This is a genomic window from Dokdonia sp. R86516 (genome assembly GCF_044596715.1).
Lineage (GTDB): Bacteria > Bacteroidota > Bacteroidia > Flavobacteriales > Flavobacteriaceae > Dokdonia.
In genome coordinates this window covers 2,185,951-2,201,540 of record NZ_CP138998.1, presented here as the reverse complement: position 1 = coordinate 2,201,540, position 15,590 = coordinate 2,185,951, and the positions used below count along the sequence as shown (strand labels likewise).

Annotated in this window: 10 protein-coding genes and 1 pseudogene; 5 read left to right on the top strand and 6 right to left on the bottom strand. The window is 38.0% G+C overall.

Annotated features, from left to right (window positions below; genetic code table 11):
* Window positions 1-24: 24 nt before the first annotated feature.
* From SJY23_RS09965 to dnaK, 3 genes and pseudogenes are all read right to left on the bottom strand, one after another.
* Window positions 25-885, bottom strand: a pseudogene (locus SJY23_RS09965) (type IX secretion system membrane protein PorP/SprF); the annotation flags it as partial.
* Window positions 886-900: 15 nt separating this feature from the next.
* Complete coding sequence (locus tag SJY23_RS09960; RefSeq protein ID WP_396596218.1) at window positions 901-4,704, bottom strand: gliding motility-associated C-terminal domain-containing protein; 3,804 nt, start codon at window positions 4,702-4,704, stop codon at window positions 901-903.
* A gap of 445 nt (window positions 4,705-5,149) precedes the next feature.
* On the bottom strand, window positions 5,150-7,054 hold the full coding sequence (gene dnaK, locus SJY23_RS09955; RefSeq protein ID WP_035334012.1) for a molecular chaperone DnaK: 1,905 nt from the start codon (window positions 7,052-7,054) through the stop codon (window positions 5,150-5,152).
* Window positions 7,055-7,363: 309 nt separating this feature from the next.
* Between dnaK and SJY23_RS09950 the strand changes: the two genes are divergently transcribed.
* The 3 genes from SJY23_RS09950 (at window position 7,364) to SJY23_RS09940 (ending at window position 10,694) form a co-directional block, all read left to right on the top strand.
* The gene (locus tag SJY23_RS09950; RefSeq protein ID WP_396596217.1) at window positions 7,364-8,056 is read left to right on the top strand and encodes a TetR family transcriptional regulator C-terminal domain-containing protein; all 693 of its coding nucleotides are present in this window, start codon (window positions 7,364-7,366) and stop codon (window positions 8,054-8,056) included.
* A gap of 55 nt (window positions 8,057-8,111) precedes the next feature.
* Window positions 8,112-9,437 carry an AarF/ABC1/UbiB kinase family protein gene (locus SJY23_RS09945; protein WP_035334014.1) on the top strand — a complete coding sequence of 442 codons (1,326 nt, stop codon included), beginning with the start codon at window positions 8,112-8,114 and terminating at the stop codon, window positions 9,435-9,437.
* 249 nt (window positions 9,438-9,686) lie between these two features.
* A complete protein-coding gene (locus SJY23_RS09940; RefSeq protein WP_035334015.1) occupies window positions 9,687-10,694 on the top strand; it encodes a 3-oxoacyl-ACP synthase III family protein in 1,008 nt (335 codons plus the stop codon).
* Window positions 10,695-10,777: 83 nt separating this feature from the next.
* On the opposite strand, the gene SJY23_RS09935 is transcribed toward SJY23_RS09940, so the two are convergent.
* From SJY23_RS09935 to SJY23_RS09925, 3 genes are all read right to left on the bottom strand, one after another.
* Window positions 10,778-11,305, bottom strand: coding sequence for a YfiT family bacillithiol transferase (locus SJY23_RS09935; protein ID WP_396596216.1), 528 nt, complete (start codon window positions 11,303-11,305; stop codon window positions 10,778-10,780).
* Window positions 11,306-11,411: 106 nt separating this feature from the next.
* A complete protein-coding gene (locus tag SJY23_RS09930; protein WP_396596215.1) occupies window positions 11,412-12,344 on the bottom strand; it encodes a peptidylprolyl isomerase in 933 nt (310 codons plus the stop codon).
* Window positions 12,345-12,503: 159 nt separating this feature from the next.
* Complete coding sequence (locus SJY23_RS09925) at window positions 12,504-12,995, bottom strand: metallophosphoesterase (RefSeq protein WP_035334018.1); 492 nt, start codon at window positions 12,993-12,995, stop codon at window positions 12,504-12,506.
* Between the two features lie 49 nt (window positions 12,996-13,044).
* Between SJY23_RS09925 and truA the strand changes: the two genes are divergently transcribed.
* Both truA and SJY23_RS09915 read left to right on the top strand, forming a co-directional pair.
* A complete protein-coding gene (gene truA, locus SJY23_RS09920) occupies window positions 13,045-13,818 on the top strand; it encodes a tRNA pseudouridine(38-40) synthase TruA (RefSeq protein ID WP_396596214.1) in 774 nt (257 codons plus the stop codon).
* Window positions 13,805-15,571, top strand: coding sequence for an ABC transporter ATP-binding protein (locus SJY23_RS09915; protein ID WP_396596213.1), 1,767 nt, complete (start codon window positions 13,805-13,807; stop codon window positions 15,569-15,571). The genes truA and SJY23_RS09915 overlap by 14 nt, the downstream gene beginning before the upstream one ends.
* Window positions 15,572-15,590 lie beyond the last annotated feature (19 nt).

Here is a 15,590-nt window from a genome sequence, read left to right as displayed (position 1 = left end):
GCCTAGCAAATCAAATGTATATAATAGAACTACCTCGTGACTTCCATTGTTAAAACGATTAAGATCGCTCACATTGAAGTCATAACTGTATCCTATTTTTAAATCATTTGTAATATTAAATCCTGCTAATGCTGCGATAGCATCTTGATGTCTATATGATACTCCTAGTTCAAATTTTTCATCATATAAGGCGTTTAGAGAGAGATCATAAGTTAATGGTGCACCACTTATCCATTTTGCAACTGCAGAAGGCTTAATTTTAAGTACGTCACTAACATCATAAACATAACCTGCCATTAAATAAGCAGTAGGATCTTTCTTATATAGAATAGAGGAATCTCCATTGCCTAAATTATTCTCAATTTTATACGGTATAACACTTGGCGAACTCAACCCAACGTAGTAATTATCTTTAAATAAGAAAGCACCAACTCCAACATCTAGTGAGGTAGTTTGTCCATTTTGAAAAGCCAAATCTCCTCCTACGTTTTGATCTGTAAAATCGAGACTCTGATTATCTACCCCTAACTTTAATCCAAAAGATAAGTTTGTAGTTTCTGCTACATTAATTCTGTAAGCAAAATTTACATTAAAATTGTTTGTAGTAAGTACGTCCCCTATTTGATCATTTACATAGTTTACACCGATTTCTACTCGCTCGTTAAGAGGAATATTTGCAAATACATTTGCAGTTTTCGGAGCACCATCCAGACCTACCCATTGAGAGCGGTACAAACTACCTACTCTTATAAGTCCTGGTTCATTAATCATATAGGCTGGATTTACCACACCTTGGTTGTACATGTACTGAGTGTACTGTGGTTCTTGTTGAGCAAACGTAGATAAACTACAAAATGCCGCTAGTATGAATATTTTAAATTTCATCTTGAGGTTGTTTTTTTATCTACTTAAGTAAAAAGATCCGTCTATTGGTGCTGAGTTTGAATCATTAGGATAGAAGATATAGAAATATACTCCAGTAGGTAATTGATCACCTAACCCAGATCCAGTATTAGAACTTCCATCAAAGAGTGGCGTATTTCTATTACCTCTGTAAACTATAGTTCCGTATCTATTAAAAATTTGAATATCAAAATTTGGAAAGATATCTGGTAAAGTACCTAATTCTAAAAAGTCATTCTGACCATCATCATTATCTGATACTCCATCAGAGATTTCAATCTGACATCTTCCGTCGCTTAGTGGTAAAACGTCTGCTAGATATGGTACTCGCAGAGATTCACATCCATTTTCATTTACGGCACTTACATAATACGTAGTATCATCTACTAGTAATGTAGATAATGGTAATGGATCTCCACCTTCCGCGGAAGCGTACCAAACAAAATCTTCTACACTTACCTCTAGATTCCCTAGAGTAACCCCATCATTAATACAGATAAACTGCTCATTTAACACAACTGTTGGTGCCATGACAGGTGTAATGGTAAAAGTGACAGTTGCATCATCTTGACCACAAGCGTCTGTAAAAACTATATATAGATATGAGAAAGTACCTTCACCTAAGGCTCCTACATCTATTAATCCATCTACTATAGTTTCAGATGTGTCAATATTTATAAATTCTCCAGTAAGCTGGGCATCATCAGATAATAATCCAAATAAAGAAGTGGTGTAATCTCCAGCACATACAAAAGTATCTATATCGCTTCCTGCATTAGAAACCGGCACGATAGTTACTGATATGGTTGCACTCACCGCATCACACGCACCGTTTGCTGCAATGGTATATACATAATCACCACTCACCGCAGTTGTAGGATTAATAGAGCCAACATTACTTGTGGTAGTATATCCTTCTGGACCTGACCAAGTACCGTTACTATCAGGACTTCCTCCTAAAATTGTAAATAAATCTACAGCAGCTCCATCCTCACAAACCTGAAAAGTAGCTCCCGTTCCAGCATCACTACTCTCGAAAACAGTAAACGACAATGTTGCTGCATCTCCACAACCATCATCTGTAGTTGTTGTGTAGGTAAAACTAAATACTTGCTGCTCATCTATCGCAGGAACTGTAAATGGATTAGTAACTACATCGCCAGTGGCAGTGTCTGTCCATACACCCTGAGTTCCTTCATATATTGTATCTGTCCCGTTAGTATCTAATAATGTGATGAGATCTATAGGATTTGTAAAACTCTCGTCACAAAGCTCTACTCCTGTAGTATCTTCTCCTGCATAATTAGTAGCAAAAAATGAAACCGTCACTGTTGCTGTAACCGCTTCACATGCTCCGTTTGCGGCCAAAGTATAAACATAAGCTCCAGCGGCATTTACAGATGGGTCAAAGTTTGCTTCATTATCTGTAGTTGTAAATCCGCTAGGACCAGACCAAGTACCATTAGTATCTGGTGTCCCTCCTAATAATGTAAAGAGATTTATAGTGGTTCCATCTTGACAAGTTTCATAAGCTGCATCTAGTCCTGCATCACCTTGTTCAAAAACCGTAAGAGATAATGTCGCTGCATCTTCACAACCCCCACCACCTGTGGTGTAGATAAATTCAAAAGTTTGAGAATTTGTAATTGTCGGTATTGTAAATGGATTTACTATAACTGCTCCAGAGCCATCAGTCCACTCACCACTAGTATCAATAGTATCTGTACCATTATCTTCTAGCAGAGTAATTAAATCTACAGTGAGCGTTGTATTACATAACTCAACGCCTGTAGTATCTTCACCAGCATAGAGTGCATCTCCTAAAGTTACATCTACCGTTGCAGAAGCCTCTGCACAAGTTCCATTTACTGGCACAGAATAAATATATTCACCCTCCACACTTGCTCCTGGTGTAAATAGGGCAACATTATCTGTTGTTGCAAAACCATCAGGGCCAGACCAAGTACCGTTTGTGTCTGGAGTTCCGCCTAAAAGAGTAAAGAGATCAACCTCAGCTGCATCACTACAAACTGCAAGAGGTCCACTTTCTCCTGGATCGTATTGCTGGTATACAGTAAAGCTTAAGGTAGCACTGTCTTCACATCCATTGTCGGTTATCGTAGTATATTCAAAGTTGAATAATTGAGAGTCTGTAATAGTTGGTATTTCAAAGTTATTATCAACTACGTCTCCATTTGCTGTATTAGTCCATACTCCGTCTTCACCTACATAAATAGGAGCTTCAGTATCATTTACCTCTAATAAGTCTGTAAGTACTAATGGACTCTCTGTTTCACAAATCTCTAGATCTGCAGTATCTTCTCCTGCATAGTTAATTGGGTTAACTATTAAAGTAACTTGTGTAGATTGAGATTCACATGGTTGGTCTCCAGACACGACTACTTCGCAGCCATCTGGACCTATATATGTTTGCGTGATACCTGGACCACAATGATAACTTTCATTTACAATGAATTCAAAAACATAAGTTCCTGCAGAGGTATTGTCGGTCAATGTAGATACATCAATTGTACCAGCACTGGTATAGTCGACATCTCCTACAAGTGAACATATTTCATCCAAGTTAGAGACAAGCCCTAGATTTGATGGTCCAGAGACCAATCTCCAGTTTGTACAACTATTATTTGGGTAATCAAATAATGTAGTACCTTCTTGTGCAAAATCAATATAGTCATATAAATTCAAGGTAGTTAGAGTTTCATCTCCTACACATAATTCTGGAACGTCATTTTGTTCAAAAGGTCTTATATACTCATAGAATGTAAATCTGATTGTACTTTGTTGATCAGAACAAATGGATGATCTACTTTCTACAAAATAGGTGAAGTCATATGTCATACATCCAAATTCTGGAGTAGTAGCTACAAGGTCGTCATAAATTTCTCTAAGATTGATTATAGAATCACCAGGTCCAGATATTTGCCCTGTAGGATCCGTTAACCAAATACCTTCAATATTTTCATTGACCAAATATCCATCGTCACGTAAATTGATATCCATATCAAAATTACCCGCTAATAACTCTGTCTCACAAATCGCAAAAGAATTTGCAAATCCAGCAAATGGCTCTTTGGTCACTGATACTAAGACAGACGTAATTTCTTCTGTTGAGCAAGGAGTAATTCCAGGCACTCGATATTCTAGCTCAAAGGTCTCTTCGTCAACTAGTGGAGGCCCTGCTTGATATGGTATATTAACATTAAGAAACCTATTTCCTGAAATCCCAACATAATTAGGACTTGAACCTACGTAGAACCACTCACCATTACCATGCGGACTTGGATTAGATAACATGGTTTGAAATAAATCAATATTTGTGGTGCTATCACATTCAAACGGTGGTGCACCTTGACACACCTGAAGGTTGATTCCTCCGGCAGTAGTACTTGCTGCTGTTCCTGAGTAAGGACCTAACACCACATTGAATAAAAATTGCACATCATCGGGACAACCTGTTGCTCCGTTAAGGAATTCAAACTGGTAGTCTGTGATATTTTCAGATGAGTTATCGAGATCCCATAAAAATAGATCTCCTGTTACAACATCAAGTGCAAAGTTAAAATTAGGGTCAAACCACATACCATCTGCAGGAGTGATTGTTGTACCAGAAATTGCAGAAAACTCTTCATAAAGATTTATGATTCCATCTGGAATGGAATCACCATTACCATCTACAACAGTCATGTCGCATACAGTAAAAGTCTCTACCTCGGCACACTGGCTAAATGCCGTGACCGTAGAGCATAACAATAAAGTAAGAAAAAGGTATAATTTCCCCATAGTTAAGTTGAATTAAGGTGCAACGAAGATAAATCAGACCGCTTATACAAACCTAATATTATGTTAATTAATATCGATGAAATACACATACCTCTCGTTATAATACCTTGTCGCATCTGATTATCAATCGATTACAAAAGCAAAAAATCTTTGTTACACTTTATAAATATAGAATAAACTGACATTAATGCGCTGAAAATATGACCTTTATGACAGAAAATCATACAAAACGAAACTCATTTTTGATCAAAGCATCCTAAACGGTTATTACTCAACCGTAAATTCATTCATAAAAAAAGCCTCACGACATATGTCGTGAGGCTTCTCTTAATTATAAATTGAAGACTATATGAGATATTACCTTATACGTCTCAAATAACTTCGCTTTCGCGAAATGATTACTTAACTTCTTTGAAGTCTATGCTTCGACTTCGCTCAGCACAGGCTATTTAACTTCTTCGAAGTCTACGTCTTCTACATCGCTAGCGGTATCTGCGCCTGCATCTCCTCCAGCTTGTGCATCAGGTCCTGGTTGTCCAGCTCCTTCGGCTTGTGCTTTGTACATTTCTTCAGAGGCTACTTTCCATGCTTCATTGATTTTATCAAGTGCTGGAGTAATAGCATCTACAGACTTAGTTTCGTAAGCTGCTTTAAGCTCTGCAAGTGCATCTTCAATTGGCTTTTTCTTATCATCAGATAATTTATCACCAAATTCAGTTAATTGCTTTTCCGTTTGGAAAATCATTCCATCTGCTTCATTGATCTTGTCTGCAGTTTCTTTTGCTTTTGCATCAGACTCAGCATTTGCTTCTGCTTCTGCTTTCATCTTTGCAATTTCTTCTTCAGATAGTCCAGAAGATGCCTCGATACGAATATCTTGAGATTTTCCAGTAGCCTTATCTATTGCAGAAACTTTGATGATTCCGTTTGCATCAATATCAAAAACAACTTCAATTTGAGGTACTCCACGTTGTGCTGGTGGAATATCTGTTAGTTGGAAACGTCCTATGGTATTGTTATCTGCGGCCATTGGTCGCTCTCCTTGTAATACGTGGATATCAACACTTGGCTGATTATCTGCCGCAGTGGAGAATACTTGTGACTTCTTAGTAGGGATTGTTGTATTTGCTTCGATAAGCTTAGTAAATACATTACCCATTGTCTCAATACCTAATGAAAGTGGAGTTACATCAAGAAGTAAAACATCTTTTACATCTCCTGTAAGTACACCTCCTTGGATAGCAGCTCCTACAGCCACAACCTCATCAGGGTTTACTCCTTTTGATGGTGCTTTACCAAAGAATTTTTCTACCGCTGCCTGTACTGCAGGAATACGAGTAGATCCTCCTACTAATATAATCTCATCTATATCACCAGTGCTTAATCCAGCCGATTTAAGTGCTGTTTGACATGGCTCAATTGTTCTTTTTACTAGGTCATCTATAAGTGCCTCAAACTTTGCACGGCTCAATGTACGTACTAAGTGCTTTGGCCCAGAAGCCGTTGCTGTTACATACGGTAAGTTTATCTCAGTAGATGTAGATGATGAAAGCTCGATTTTTGCTTTCTCTGCTGCTTCTTTAAGTCTCTGGAGTGCCATAGGATCTTTACGAAGATCCATATCTTCCTCTGTCTTAAACTCTTCTGCAAGCCAGTTAATTATCTTTTGATCTACGTCATCTCCACCTAGGTGAGTATCACCATCGGTAGATAATACTTCAAATACTCCGTCACCTAACTCAAGGATAGAAACATCATGCGTTCCTCCTCCAAAGTCAAATACAACGATTTTTTGATCTGTATCTTTCTTATCAAGTCCATATGCAAGTGCTGCTGCAGTAGGCTCGTTAATGATACGCTCTACTTTAAGACCTGCAATTTCTCCTGCCTCTTTAGTAGCTTGACGCTGGCTATCATTAAAATATGCTGGTACTGTAATTACTGCGCGAGTTACGTCTTGTCCTAAGTAATCTTCGGCAGTTTTCTTCATTTTTTGAAGAACCATTGCACTAAGCTCTTGTGGCGTGTATAAACGTCCATCAATATCTACACGTGGCGTGTCATTATCACCTTTTACTACATTGTAAGCGCTACGTTCTGCTTCTTTAGCGCTACCGCTAAATTTGTTACCCATGAAACGTTTGATAGAAGCAACCGTCTTAGTTGGGTTTGTAACTGCTTGTCTTTTTGCAGGGTCTCCTACCTTAATCTCACCGCCTTCTACAAAAGCGATTACAGATGGTGTAGTTCTCTTACCTTCTGCATTAGGGATTACCGTTGGCTCGTTACCTTCCATTACAGCAACGCACGAGTTGGTAGTACCCAAGTCAATTCCTATTATTTTACTCATTATATATGTATTTAAGTGTTATTAATTTTCAACAAACACAAATAGACAAGGAGTATGCCACTAGACAAAGTATGACAAGGTGTCACAAGCCTTTTTATTTGCACCAGTCATTCACTTCCTTATCTACTAGAAAAAGTACGCTTTCGCGAAAGCGTATAGTAAAACAAAAAACTCCCTCTACATAAGAGCAATCTTCTACGAGAAGCAACTACGTTTCATATAATTTGAAATAATTTTAACTTAACTTTTGTTTAATCAAATCGACATAACGATAAACATAATGTATCTTTACAGCAAACAACAAGTATTATGGCAACTACAAAGACACCGACTAAAAAAACAACTGCCAAAAAGAAAGCAGTAACTTCTTCAACGATTATATCTGCATATATGGATTATGTGTTAGAACACGGAGAGGAGCCGAAAACTATATATAAATTTTGCAAAGACCTAAAGATAGATGAATCCGAATTTTATCAATTCTTTGGATCTTTTGATAACTTAAAAGCGGGCATTTGGAATGCATTTCATACAAATACCTTAGCTGTCTTAAATATGGATAGTGATTATGAAACTTATCCTAACAAAGAGAAAATGCTTTCTTACTTCTTTACGATGTTTGAATTGCTTACCGCAAATAGAAGCTACGTTCTTTACGCCTTAGACAAGCATAAAAATATGCTCAAAAATATGAGCCAACTAAAAGAATTGAGAGGTCATCTTACTTCTTATGCATCTAATCTTATTGAAGCTGGAAATGACGAAAAGAATTATAAGATAACTAAAAACCCTGTTCGTTTATTTAGTGAAGGTGCGTGGGTACAATTCTTATTCTTATTGAAGTATTGGATGAGTGACAACTCTCCAGGATTTGAAAAAACAGATGTTGCTATTGAAAAATCTGTAAATGCAATATTTGACATTTTTGAAACTACACCACTAGAAAGTATTATCGATTTTGGAAAATTTCTTTTCAAAGAAAATTTTGGATCAAAATCATAAAGATTTTATTTTCAAGTAATAAACACAAACACACATCCCTCACGGGACCTTATATATGAAAACTATAGACCACATACCTACTAATAAGCTGCAGCGAGCCTCTAGGCTTGTTACAACTGGTGTAAAGGTAGGAGCAAATTATGCCAAATACTATGGTAAAAAAGTGGTTAATCCTTCATTAACAAAGGATCAACTCAATGAAGACAATGCTGAGGATATTTATGATGGCTTAAAAAGCTTGAAAGGAAGTGCACTTAAAGTAGCACAGATGCTCAGTATGGAAAAAAATATCATGCCTAAGGCATATGTAGAAAAATTTTCCCTATCACAATTTTCAGTTCCCCCACTTTCTGCACCTTTAGTGCGTAAGACATTTAAAAAGTATTTAGGTAAATACCCAGAAGATCTATTTGATACGTTTGCGGCTCAAAGTGTGAATGCGGCTAGTATAGGCCAGGTTCACCAAGCGACATTAAATGGGAAAAAACTTGCTGTGAAAATCCAATATCCAGGAGTCGCAGACAGTATCAGTAGTGATCTTGCATTAGTAAAGCCTATTGCCAAAAAGATGTTTAATCTTCAAGGCGAAGGAAAAGAAAAATTCTTTAAAGAAATAGAAGATAAGCTTCTTGAGGAAACAGATTATAATCTTGAGCTTGCACAAAGTATTGCAATGACAAAAGACTGTGCAGCAATACCTAATCTTACATTTCCTGCTTATTATGAGGATCTCTCTAGTGAACGTATCCTTACAATGGACTGGATGGACGGCGAGCATCTAAGCGAGTTTGTAGCACATAACACAAATCAAGAAGCTGCAAATAAGTTAGGACAGGCTTTATGGGATTTTTATATGTATCAAATGCACGTGCTCAAACGCATACATGCAGATCCTCATCCTGGTAATTTTATGGTAGATAAGGATCATAACCTTATTGCAATAGACTTTGGATGCATAAAACATGTACCTGAAGATTTTTATGTGCCATATTTTGAACTAGCTGAACCTGCAAACATTAACAATCCTGAGATATTTGAGCAAAAGCTTTATCAACTTGAAATACTTAGAGAGGACGATGATGCAGAGACGGTAACTTTCTTTTCGGCACTTTTCCACGAGATGTTGAGTTTGTTTACGCAACCTATGCAGCAAGAGGAATTCGACTTTAGAAATAGTGAGTTTTTTGATCAAATAGCAGTGCTAAGTGAGAAATATAGCAAGGATACAGAAATACGTAAAATGAATGGCAATAGAGGAAGTAAGCACTTCTTGTATATAAACAGAACATTCTTCGGACTTTATAATTTGATGCATGACCTAAAGGCACAGATTAAAGTCAATAATTTTAAAAATTATATAGCTGCAGACTCTGTGGCATAGACGGTAATAAGTGTACCGTAATCTTTTATGGTACTTTATTGGTTAGGTTGTTTTTTAAAAGAGCGCTTTTAGTCGGGCGCTCTTTTTTATGTTTATCTCTCGCTATCTTATGCATGCATAATAAATGATTCATTTACGCTTTATCTCCGCCATGTAAAAAAGTATCTTTACAGCCGATAAATTGACAAGTACGCTTTCGCGAAAGCGTATCTAGTCACAAAACACTCTTTCAAACACACATCACACACTATGTATAATTCTAAAATTACCGGTCTTGGTAAGTACGTTCCCGAAAACGTGGTAACAAACGATGATCTATCAAAACTGATGGATACAAATGATGAATGGATTCAAGAACGCACAGGTATAAAAGAAAGAAGACATATAAAAAAGGGTGATGGCAACTCTACTGCCAAAATGGGCGTAAAAGCTGCCGAAATCGCAATAGAGCGCGCAGGCTTGACAAACAAGGATATCGACATGATTGTTTTTGCGACGCTTAGTCCAGATTATTACTTCCCTGGATGTGGTGTGCAAGTACAACACTTAATGGGTATGGAGACGGTTCCTGCACTAGATGTGCGTAATCAGTGTTCTGGATTCATCTATGCACTGGCTACAGCAGATCAGTTTATTAAATCTGGTATGTATAAAAATGTACTTGTAATAGGATCAGAAAATCATAGTGGAGGTCTTGACTTTACTACTCGTGGGCGCAGTGTTTCTGTCATATTTGGTGACGGTGCAGGTGCAGCGGTACTTTCTCGTGAAGAGGATACTAATAAAGGTATTCTTTCTTCTCACTTACATAGTGAAGGTGAGCATGCACTAGAGCTTTCTCTTAAAGGACCAAGCACAGAGCAATGGGTTCCTGAGCTTATTGAAACTAATCCGCAAGAGGACATACCTTACTATCCTTATATGAACGGCCAGTTTGTATTTAAAAATGCCGTAGTACGCTTCTCTGAAGTAATTATGGAAGGTTTACAAAAGAATAACCTAGAGGTGTCAGATATTGACATGCTTATCCCACATCAAGCCAACTTACGTATCTCGCAGTTTGTGCAGAAAAAGTTTAAGTTGAGCGATGATAAGGTATATAACAATATCCAGAAATACGGTAACACAACCGCAGCTTCTATCCCAATTGCCCTTACCGAAGCCTGGGAAAATGGAAAAATAAAAGAAGGTGACACAGTGGTTCTAGCAGCTTTCGGAAGTGGGTTCACTTGGGCTAGCTCCATTATAAAATGGTAATTAGTTGTAAGTAGTACATTGCTGTCAAATAAAAGTCCCACATAGTTCACTATGTGGGACTTTTTTATGCGTTGTGTGTATTGCTACCAATTACTTCTTTTCATTAAGTTTTCTATATGCGCATAGTGATGACTACTATGCCATGCGTAGTGCCCTAGGTTTTCTTTTAAGGTTACTACCTTATTTCCGTCGGGATGTGTGAAGGTTCTATTGTACTGTTCTTCTGTCATTACCTTAAGTAATTGCACCAGTTTATGATGGATCACCTCAAGATGTCGCAGTGACCACTCTATAGGTGCCCCTTCTAGATCAGGCAGCATTGTCCATGCCTTCTCGTCATACGCCTTGATAATAGGATTATCTTCTGTAAGTGCCCATTTAAAACGTATGTAACTATTGTGATGACTATCTGCTAGATGATGCACGACTTGGCGCACTGTCCATCCTTCAGGTCTATATGGAGTATCTAGCTGCTGGTCACTTAAATCCTTTGTAAGTGCTCGTAGTCTAGCAGGTAATTGGTCTAAAGTTTCAATCCACGCTGTGAGATGTTCTTGAGTAATCTGCACAGGTGCTTGAAATTTTCCTATAGGATATTGTAGTGCTTCCATATCATCAAAAATAGCAAAGCTTTGCGATACAAAACATAATTGACACAATTCCATAAAAAAAGGTCTGACGCAAGTCAGACCTTTTAAAATATGTATCAGAAACTAATTACTTTACAGCAACAAGCTCTACGTCAAATACTAATGTTGCATTAGGAGGAATTACTCCACCTGCACCAGCGCTTCCGTATCCTAAATCTGAAGGAATTACTAAACGTGCTTTATCTCCTACATTTAATAAAGAAATCCCCTCATCCCATCCTGGAATTACTTGTCCTACTCCTAATTGAAAATCAATAGGTTGATTTCTTTTAAATGAGCTATCAAACACAGTTCCATCAGGAAGTGCTCCTTTGTAATGTACAGAAACGGTTTTACCTTTTTCTGCTTTTGCTCCACTACCTTTTTGTATAATCTGGTAGCGCAAACCGCTAGCTGTAGTTTCAAAACCTGTTGCTAGTGCTTCAATCTCTGCTGCCTGAGCTGCTCTTTCTTCTTCAATGCGCTTTGCTCTTGAACCTTCAAAAGTTCTAAAAGCTTCAACAGCGTTCCATGCTTCTGCCTCTGCTCCTACTCTAATGATATCGATTTTTGTCATCTCATCACCTTGAGCCACTGCATTTACAACTTCTTGTCCTTCAACAACGTTACCAAAAACAGTGTGCTTACCGTCTAACCAATCTGTAGGGATGTGTGTAATAAAAAACTGAGTACCGTTTGTTCCTGGACCTGCATTTGCCATAGAAAGTTTTCCTGGAGCATCATGCTTTAAGTCTGGGTGAATCTCATCATCAAATTTGTATCCTCCATCACCAGTTCCCGTTCCTAGTGGGCAACCACCTTGGATCATAAAATCAGGAATTACACGGTGAAATTTTAAACCGTCATAATATGGAGTTCCTTGAGGCTTTTGTGAGTTCTCAAGGTTACCTTCTGCTAGTGCTACAAAGTTTCCTACCGTTCCTGGCGTCTTCTCGTGCTCTAATTTTAAAGTAATTTCGCCTTTTGGCGTATGTATCTTTGCGTAAATTCCGTCTTGCATTATCCTTATTTTTAATGAGCTGCAAAGATACTATTTACTAGTGGGAAGGCAAATATGCTTGCGCGAAAATGTTACAATCCTACAAAATGTAAGCTTCAAGTATTACAATCCTCAATTCAGAAGCCTTCCATATTGAAAATCAACACCTAAGAACCTCAACTATCGCTCCACTTCAATCACCTCAAGATTCTCAATCTTGCCTGCATGAACTGTAAATCTGAGCATAGTGCGCACTTTGTGAAAGCCATGTTTACCTATCGCTCCTGGATTCATATGTAGTAGTCCTCTTTTTTTATCTGGCATCACCTTTAAGATGTGGCTATGCCCGCATATAAAAAGCTTAGGTGGGTTGCTATAAATCTCCTCGCGTATGGCTGGAGAGTATCTTCCTGGATAACCTCCTATGTGAGTAATCAAAACATCTACCCCTTCACACACAAACCTGTTATTAAGAGGAAATTCTTGTCGTGCTTCTGTATCATCTATATTTCCAAAAACAGCTCGAAGCGGTTTTCTTTTTGCTATTGCATCTGTCACTTTTAAGTCACCTATGTCGCCAGCATGCCAGACCTCGTCTGCCCAGTCTACGTGACCCAAGATATGATCATCTATATAACTATGTGTATCGCTTAGTAGGAGTATCTTTTTCATTTGAGTGCGCTTTCGCGAAAGCGTATATTTGCCACAAAAATACAACACAGTGCGTTACTTTATCGAGCTTTCTTACTTTGGAAAACACTACCACGGCTGGCAGCGACAACCTGACGCTGTGACGGTACAAGAAACGATAGAAAAATCACTCTCTACAATCTTGCGAAAACCCGTCCAAATTATGGGAGCAGGACGCACCGACGCCGGTGTACATGCTACACAAATGTATGCGCACTTTGACTGGAATGATGACCAGTTTTCTACTCAGGAAGGCATAGATCATCTTACCCATAAGTTCAACCGATTTTTACCAAAAGATATCGCATTTAAACGCATTTTTAAAGTGGCAGATAAAGCACATACTCGCTTTGATGCCACGAGTAGATCTTATGTGTATCGCATAGGGAAACATAAAAACCCTTTTACGGCAGATTATGCACCTACGCTACGCTATGACGTAGATCTTGACGCCATGAACAATGCTGCGGCAATACTGCTGGACTATAAGGATTTTGAGTGCTTTTCTAAATCAAATACTGACGTTAACACCTATCTTTGTGATATTACTCGTGCAGAGTGGATAGAGAAAGAGGATGAATATCATTTTCATATCACTGCAAATAGATTTTTACGCAATATGGTACGAGCCATTGTAGGAACATTATTAGAGATAGGAGAAGGAAAAAGAGACGTTGCATGGATGCACGAGGTAATCACTGGCAAAAGTAGATCACAAGCAGGAAAATCTGTTCCTGGACGTGGTTTATATTTGACTGAGATTTTATACCCAGAAACAATTTATAAAGATCATGGCAGAGACTAAAGGAAAAGCTTTTGATACGCAATTATTTAAACGTTTACTTGCTTTTACAACACCGTATCGCAGTAGATTATATGTAGCTGCCGTAGCCGCCATTGTACTTTCTCTCTGTGCCGCGCTGCGCCCTTATTTTCTTAAAAACGCCATAGATTTAGGGATATCACAACGATCTAGTGATGACTTATTCTTTTATATAAGGCTTATGGCCGCTGTACTTTTTGGCGAAGTTCTTTTTCAATTGCTATTTATTTATTTTTCTAACTGGATAGGACAACAAGTAATCAAGGATATAAGAGTAAAACTTTTTGATCACATGCTTGCGTTCAAGATGCAATATTTTGACAAGTCGGCAGTGGGGAGATTAGTAACTAGAGCTGTAGGTGATATCGAGACCATCTCAAGTATCTTCTCTCAAGGTCTGTTTATGATTATAGCAGATTTATTAAAGATGAGTGTCGTGCTTGCATTTATGTTTTATGAGAGCTGGAGACTTACACTCATTGTTCTTGCTGTTTTCCCGGTGATTTTATATGCAACTCGTGTATTTCAAAAAGCGATGAAAGTAGCTTTTGAAGAAGTACGCACGCAAGTAGCAAACCTCAACACCTTTGTACAAGAACGTGTGACTGGGATGAAAATCGTCCAGATCTTTAACCGTGAAGCCATCGAGCATAAAAAATTCCAAGCGATTAATAAAAAGCACATGGACGCGTGGAACAAGACGGTGTGGTACAACTCCATCTTCTTCCCTATCGCAGAGATATGTACTTCTGTTACCATAGGTCTCATCGTGTGGTACGGAGGTCTTAAAGCTGCGCAAAGTGATATTATCACCATAGGACTAATCACTGCGTTTATAAGCTACATACAAATGCTTTTTACACCACTTAGACAGATAGCAGATAAGTTCAACACCTTACAAATGGGAATGGTTGCTGCAAATCGTGTTTTTGGCATCTTAGACACCCAATCATCTATTAAAGACGTAGGGACTTTAGAACTAGACAACGTACAGGGTAAAATAGATTTTGAGGACGTTAGATTTTCTTACATAGAAAATGAGGAGGTGCTCAAGGGAATATCACTTACTGCAACACCTGGACAAACCATTGCCATTGTAGGATCTACAGGTGCAGGAAAATCAACTATCATTAACTTGCTTAGTAGGTTTTATGAGATAGATAGCGGTAAGATATTACTAGACGGGACAGACATTAAAAACATAAAACTGAACAATCTAAGAAATGAGATTGCTGTTGTATTACAAGACGTATTCCTATTTGCCGACACTATTTTAAACAATATCACGCTTAACAATCCGGACATTTCTGAGGAAACGGTGATAGAAAGCGCAAAGACTATAGGCGTTCATAAATTTATTTCTAGTCTTCCTGATGGATATCACTATAATGTAAAAGAGCGAGGCTCAATGCTTTCTAGCGGCCAGCGCCAGCTCATAGCATTTTTAAGAGCTTATGTAAGCAATCCATCTATCCTCGTACTAGATGAAGCTACCTCATCTGTAGATTCACACAGTGAGCAGTTAATTCAAAAAGCGATTAATAAAATCACTAAGGGAAGAACCTCTATTGTCATTGCTCACCGCCTTGCTACTATTAAAAAAGCAGATCAGATTATTGTGATGGAAAAAGGTAAAATCATTGAGCAAGGAACCCATAAAGAACTTCTCGCTAAGGAAGATGGACATTACCGTAATCTGTATGAAGTACAGTTTACACAAGCAGAAGCTAGCTAGTTCTCAATGCTAGTCTGTT

Excerpts from the sequence above, each read along its gene's own strand:
- SJY23_RS09960 (WP_396596218.1), bottom strand. The coding sequence starts at position 4,704 with ATGGGGAAATTATACCTTTTTCTTACTTTATTGTTATGCTCTACGGTC.
- SJY23_RS09940 (WP_035334015.1), top strand. The coding sequence starts at position 9,687 with ATGTATAATTCTAAAATTACCGGTCTTGGTAAGTACGTTCCCGAAAAC.
- SJY23_RS09945 (WP_035334014.1), top strand. The coding sequence starts at position 8,112 with ATGAAAACTATAGACCACATACCTACTAATAAGCTGCAGCGAGCCTCT.
- dnaK (WP_035334012.1), bottom strand. The coding sequence starts at position 7,054 with ATGAGTAAAATAATAGGAATTGACTTGGGTACTACCAACTCGTGCGTT.
- SJY23_RS09915 (WP_396596213.1), top strand. The coding sequence starts at position 13,805 with ATGGCAGAGACTAAAGGAAAAGCTTTTGATACGCAATTATTTAAACGT.
- SJY23_RS09950 (WP_396596217.1), top strand. The coding sequence starts at position 7,364 with ATGGCAACTACAAAGACACCGACTAAAAAAACAACTGCCAAAAAGAAA.
- SJY23_RS09935 (WP_396596216.1), bottom strand. The coding sequence starts at position 11,305 with ATGGAAGCACTACAATATCCTATAGGAAAATTTCAAGCACCTGTGCAG.
- SJY23_RS09930 (WP_396596215.1), bottom strand. The coding sequence starts at position 12,344 with ATGCAAGACGGAATTTACGCAAAGATACATACGCCAAAAGGCGAAATT.
- SJY23_RS09925 (WP_035334018.1), bottom strand. The coding sequence starts at position 12,995 with ATGAAAAAGATACTCCTACTAAGCGATACACATAGTTATATAGATGAT.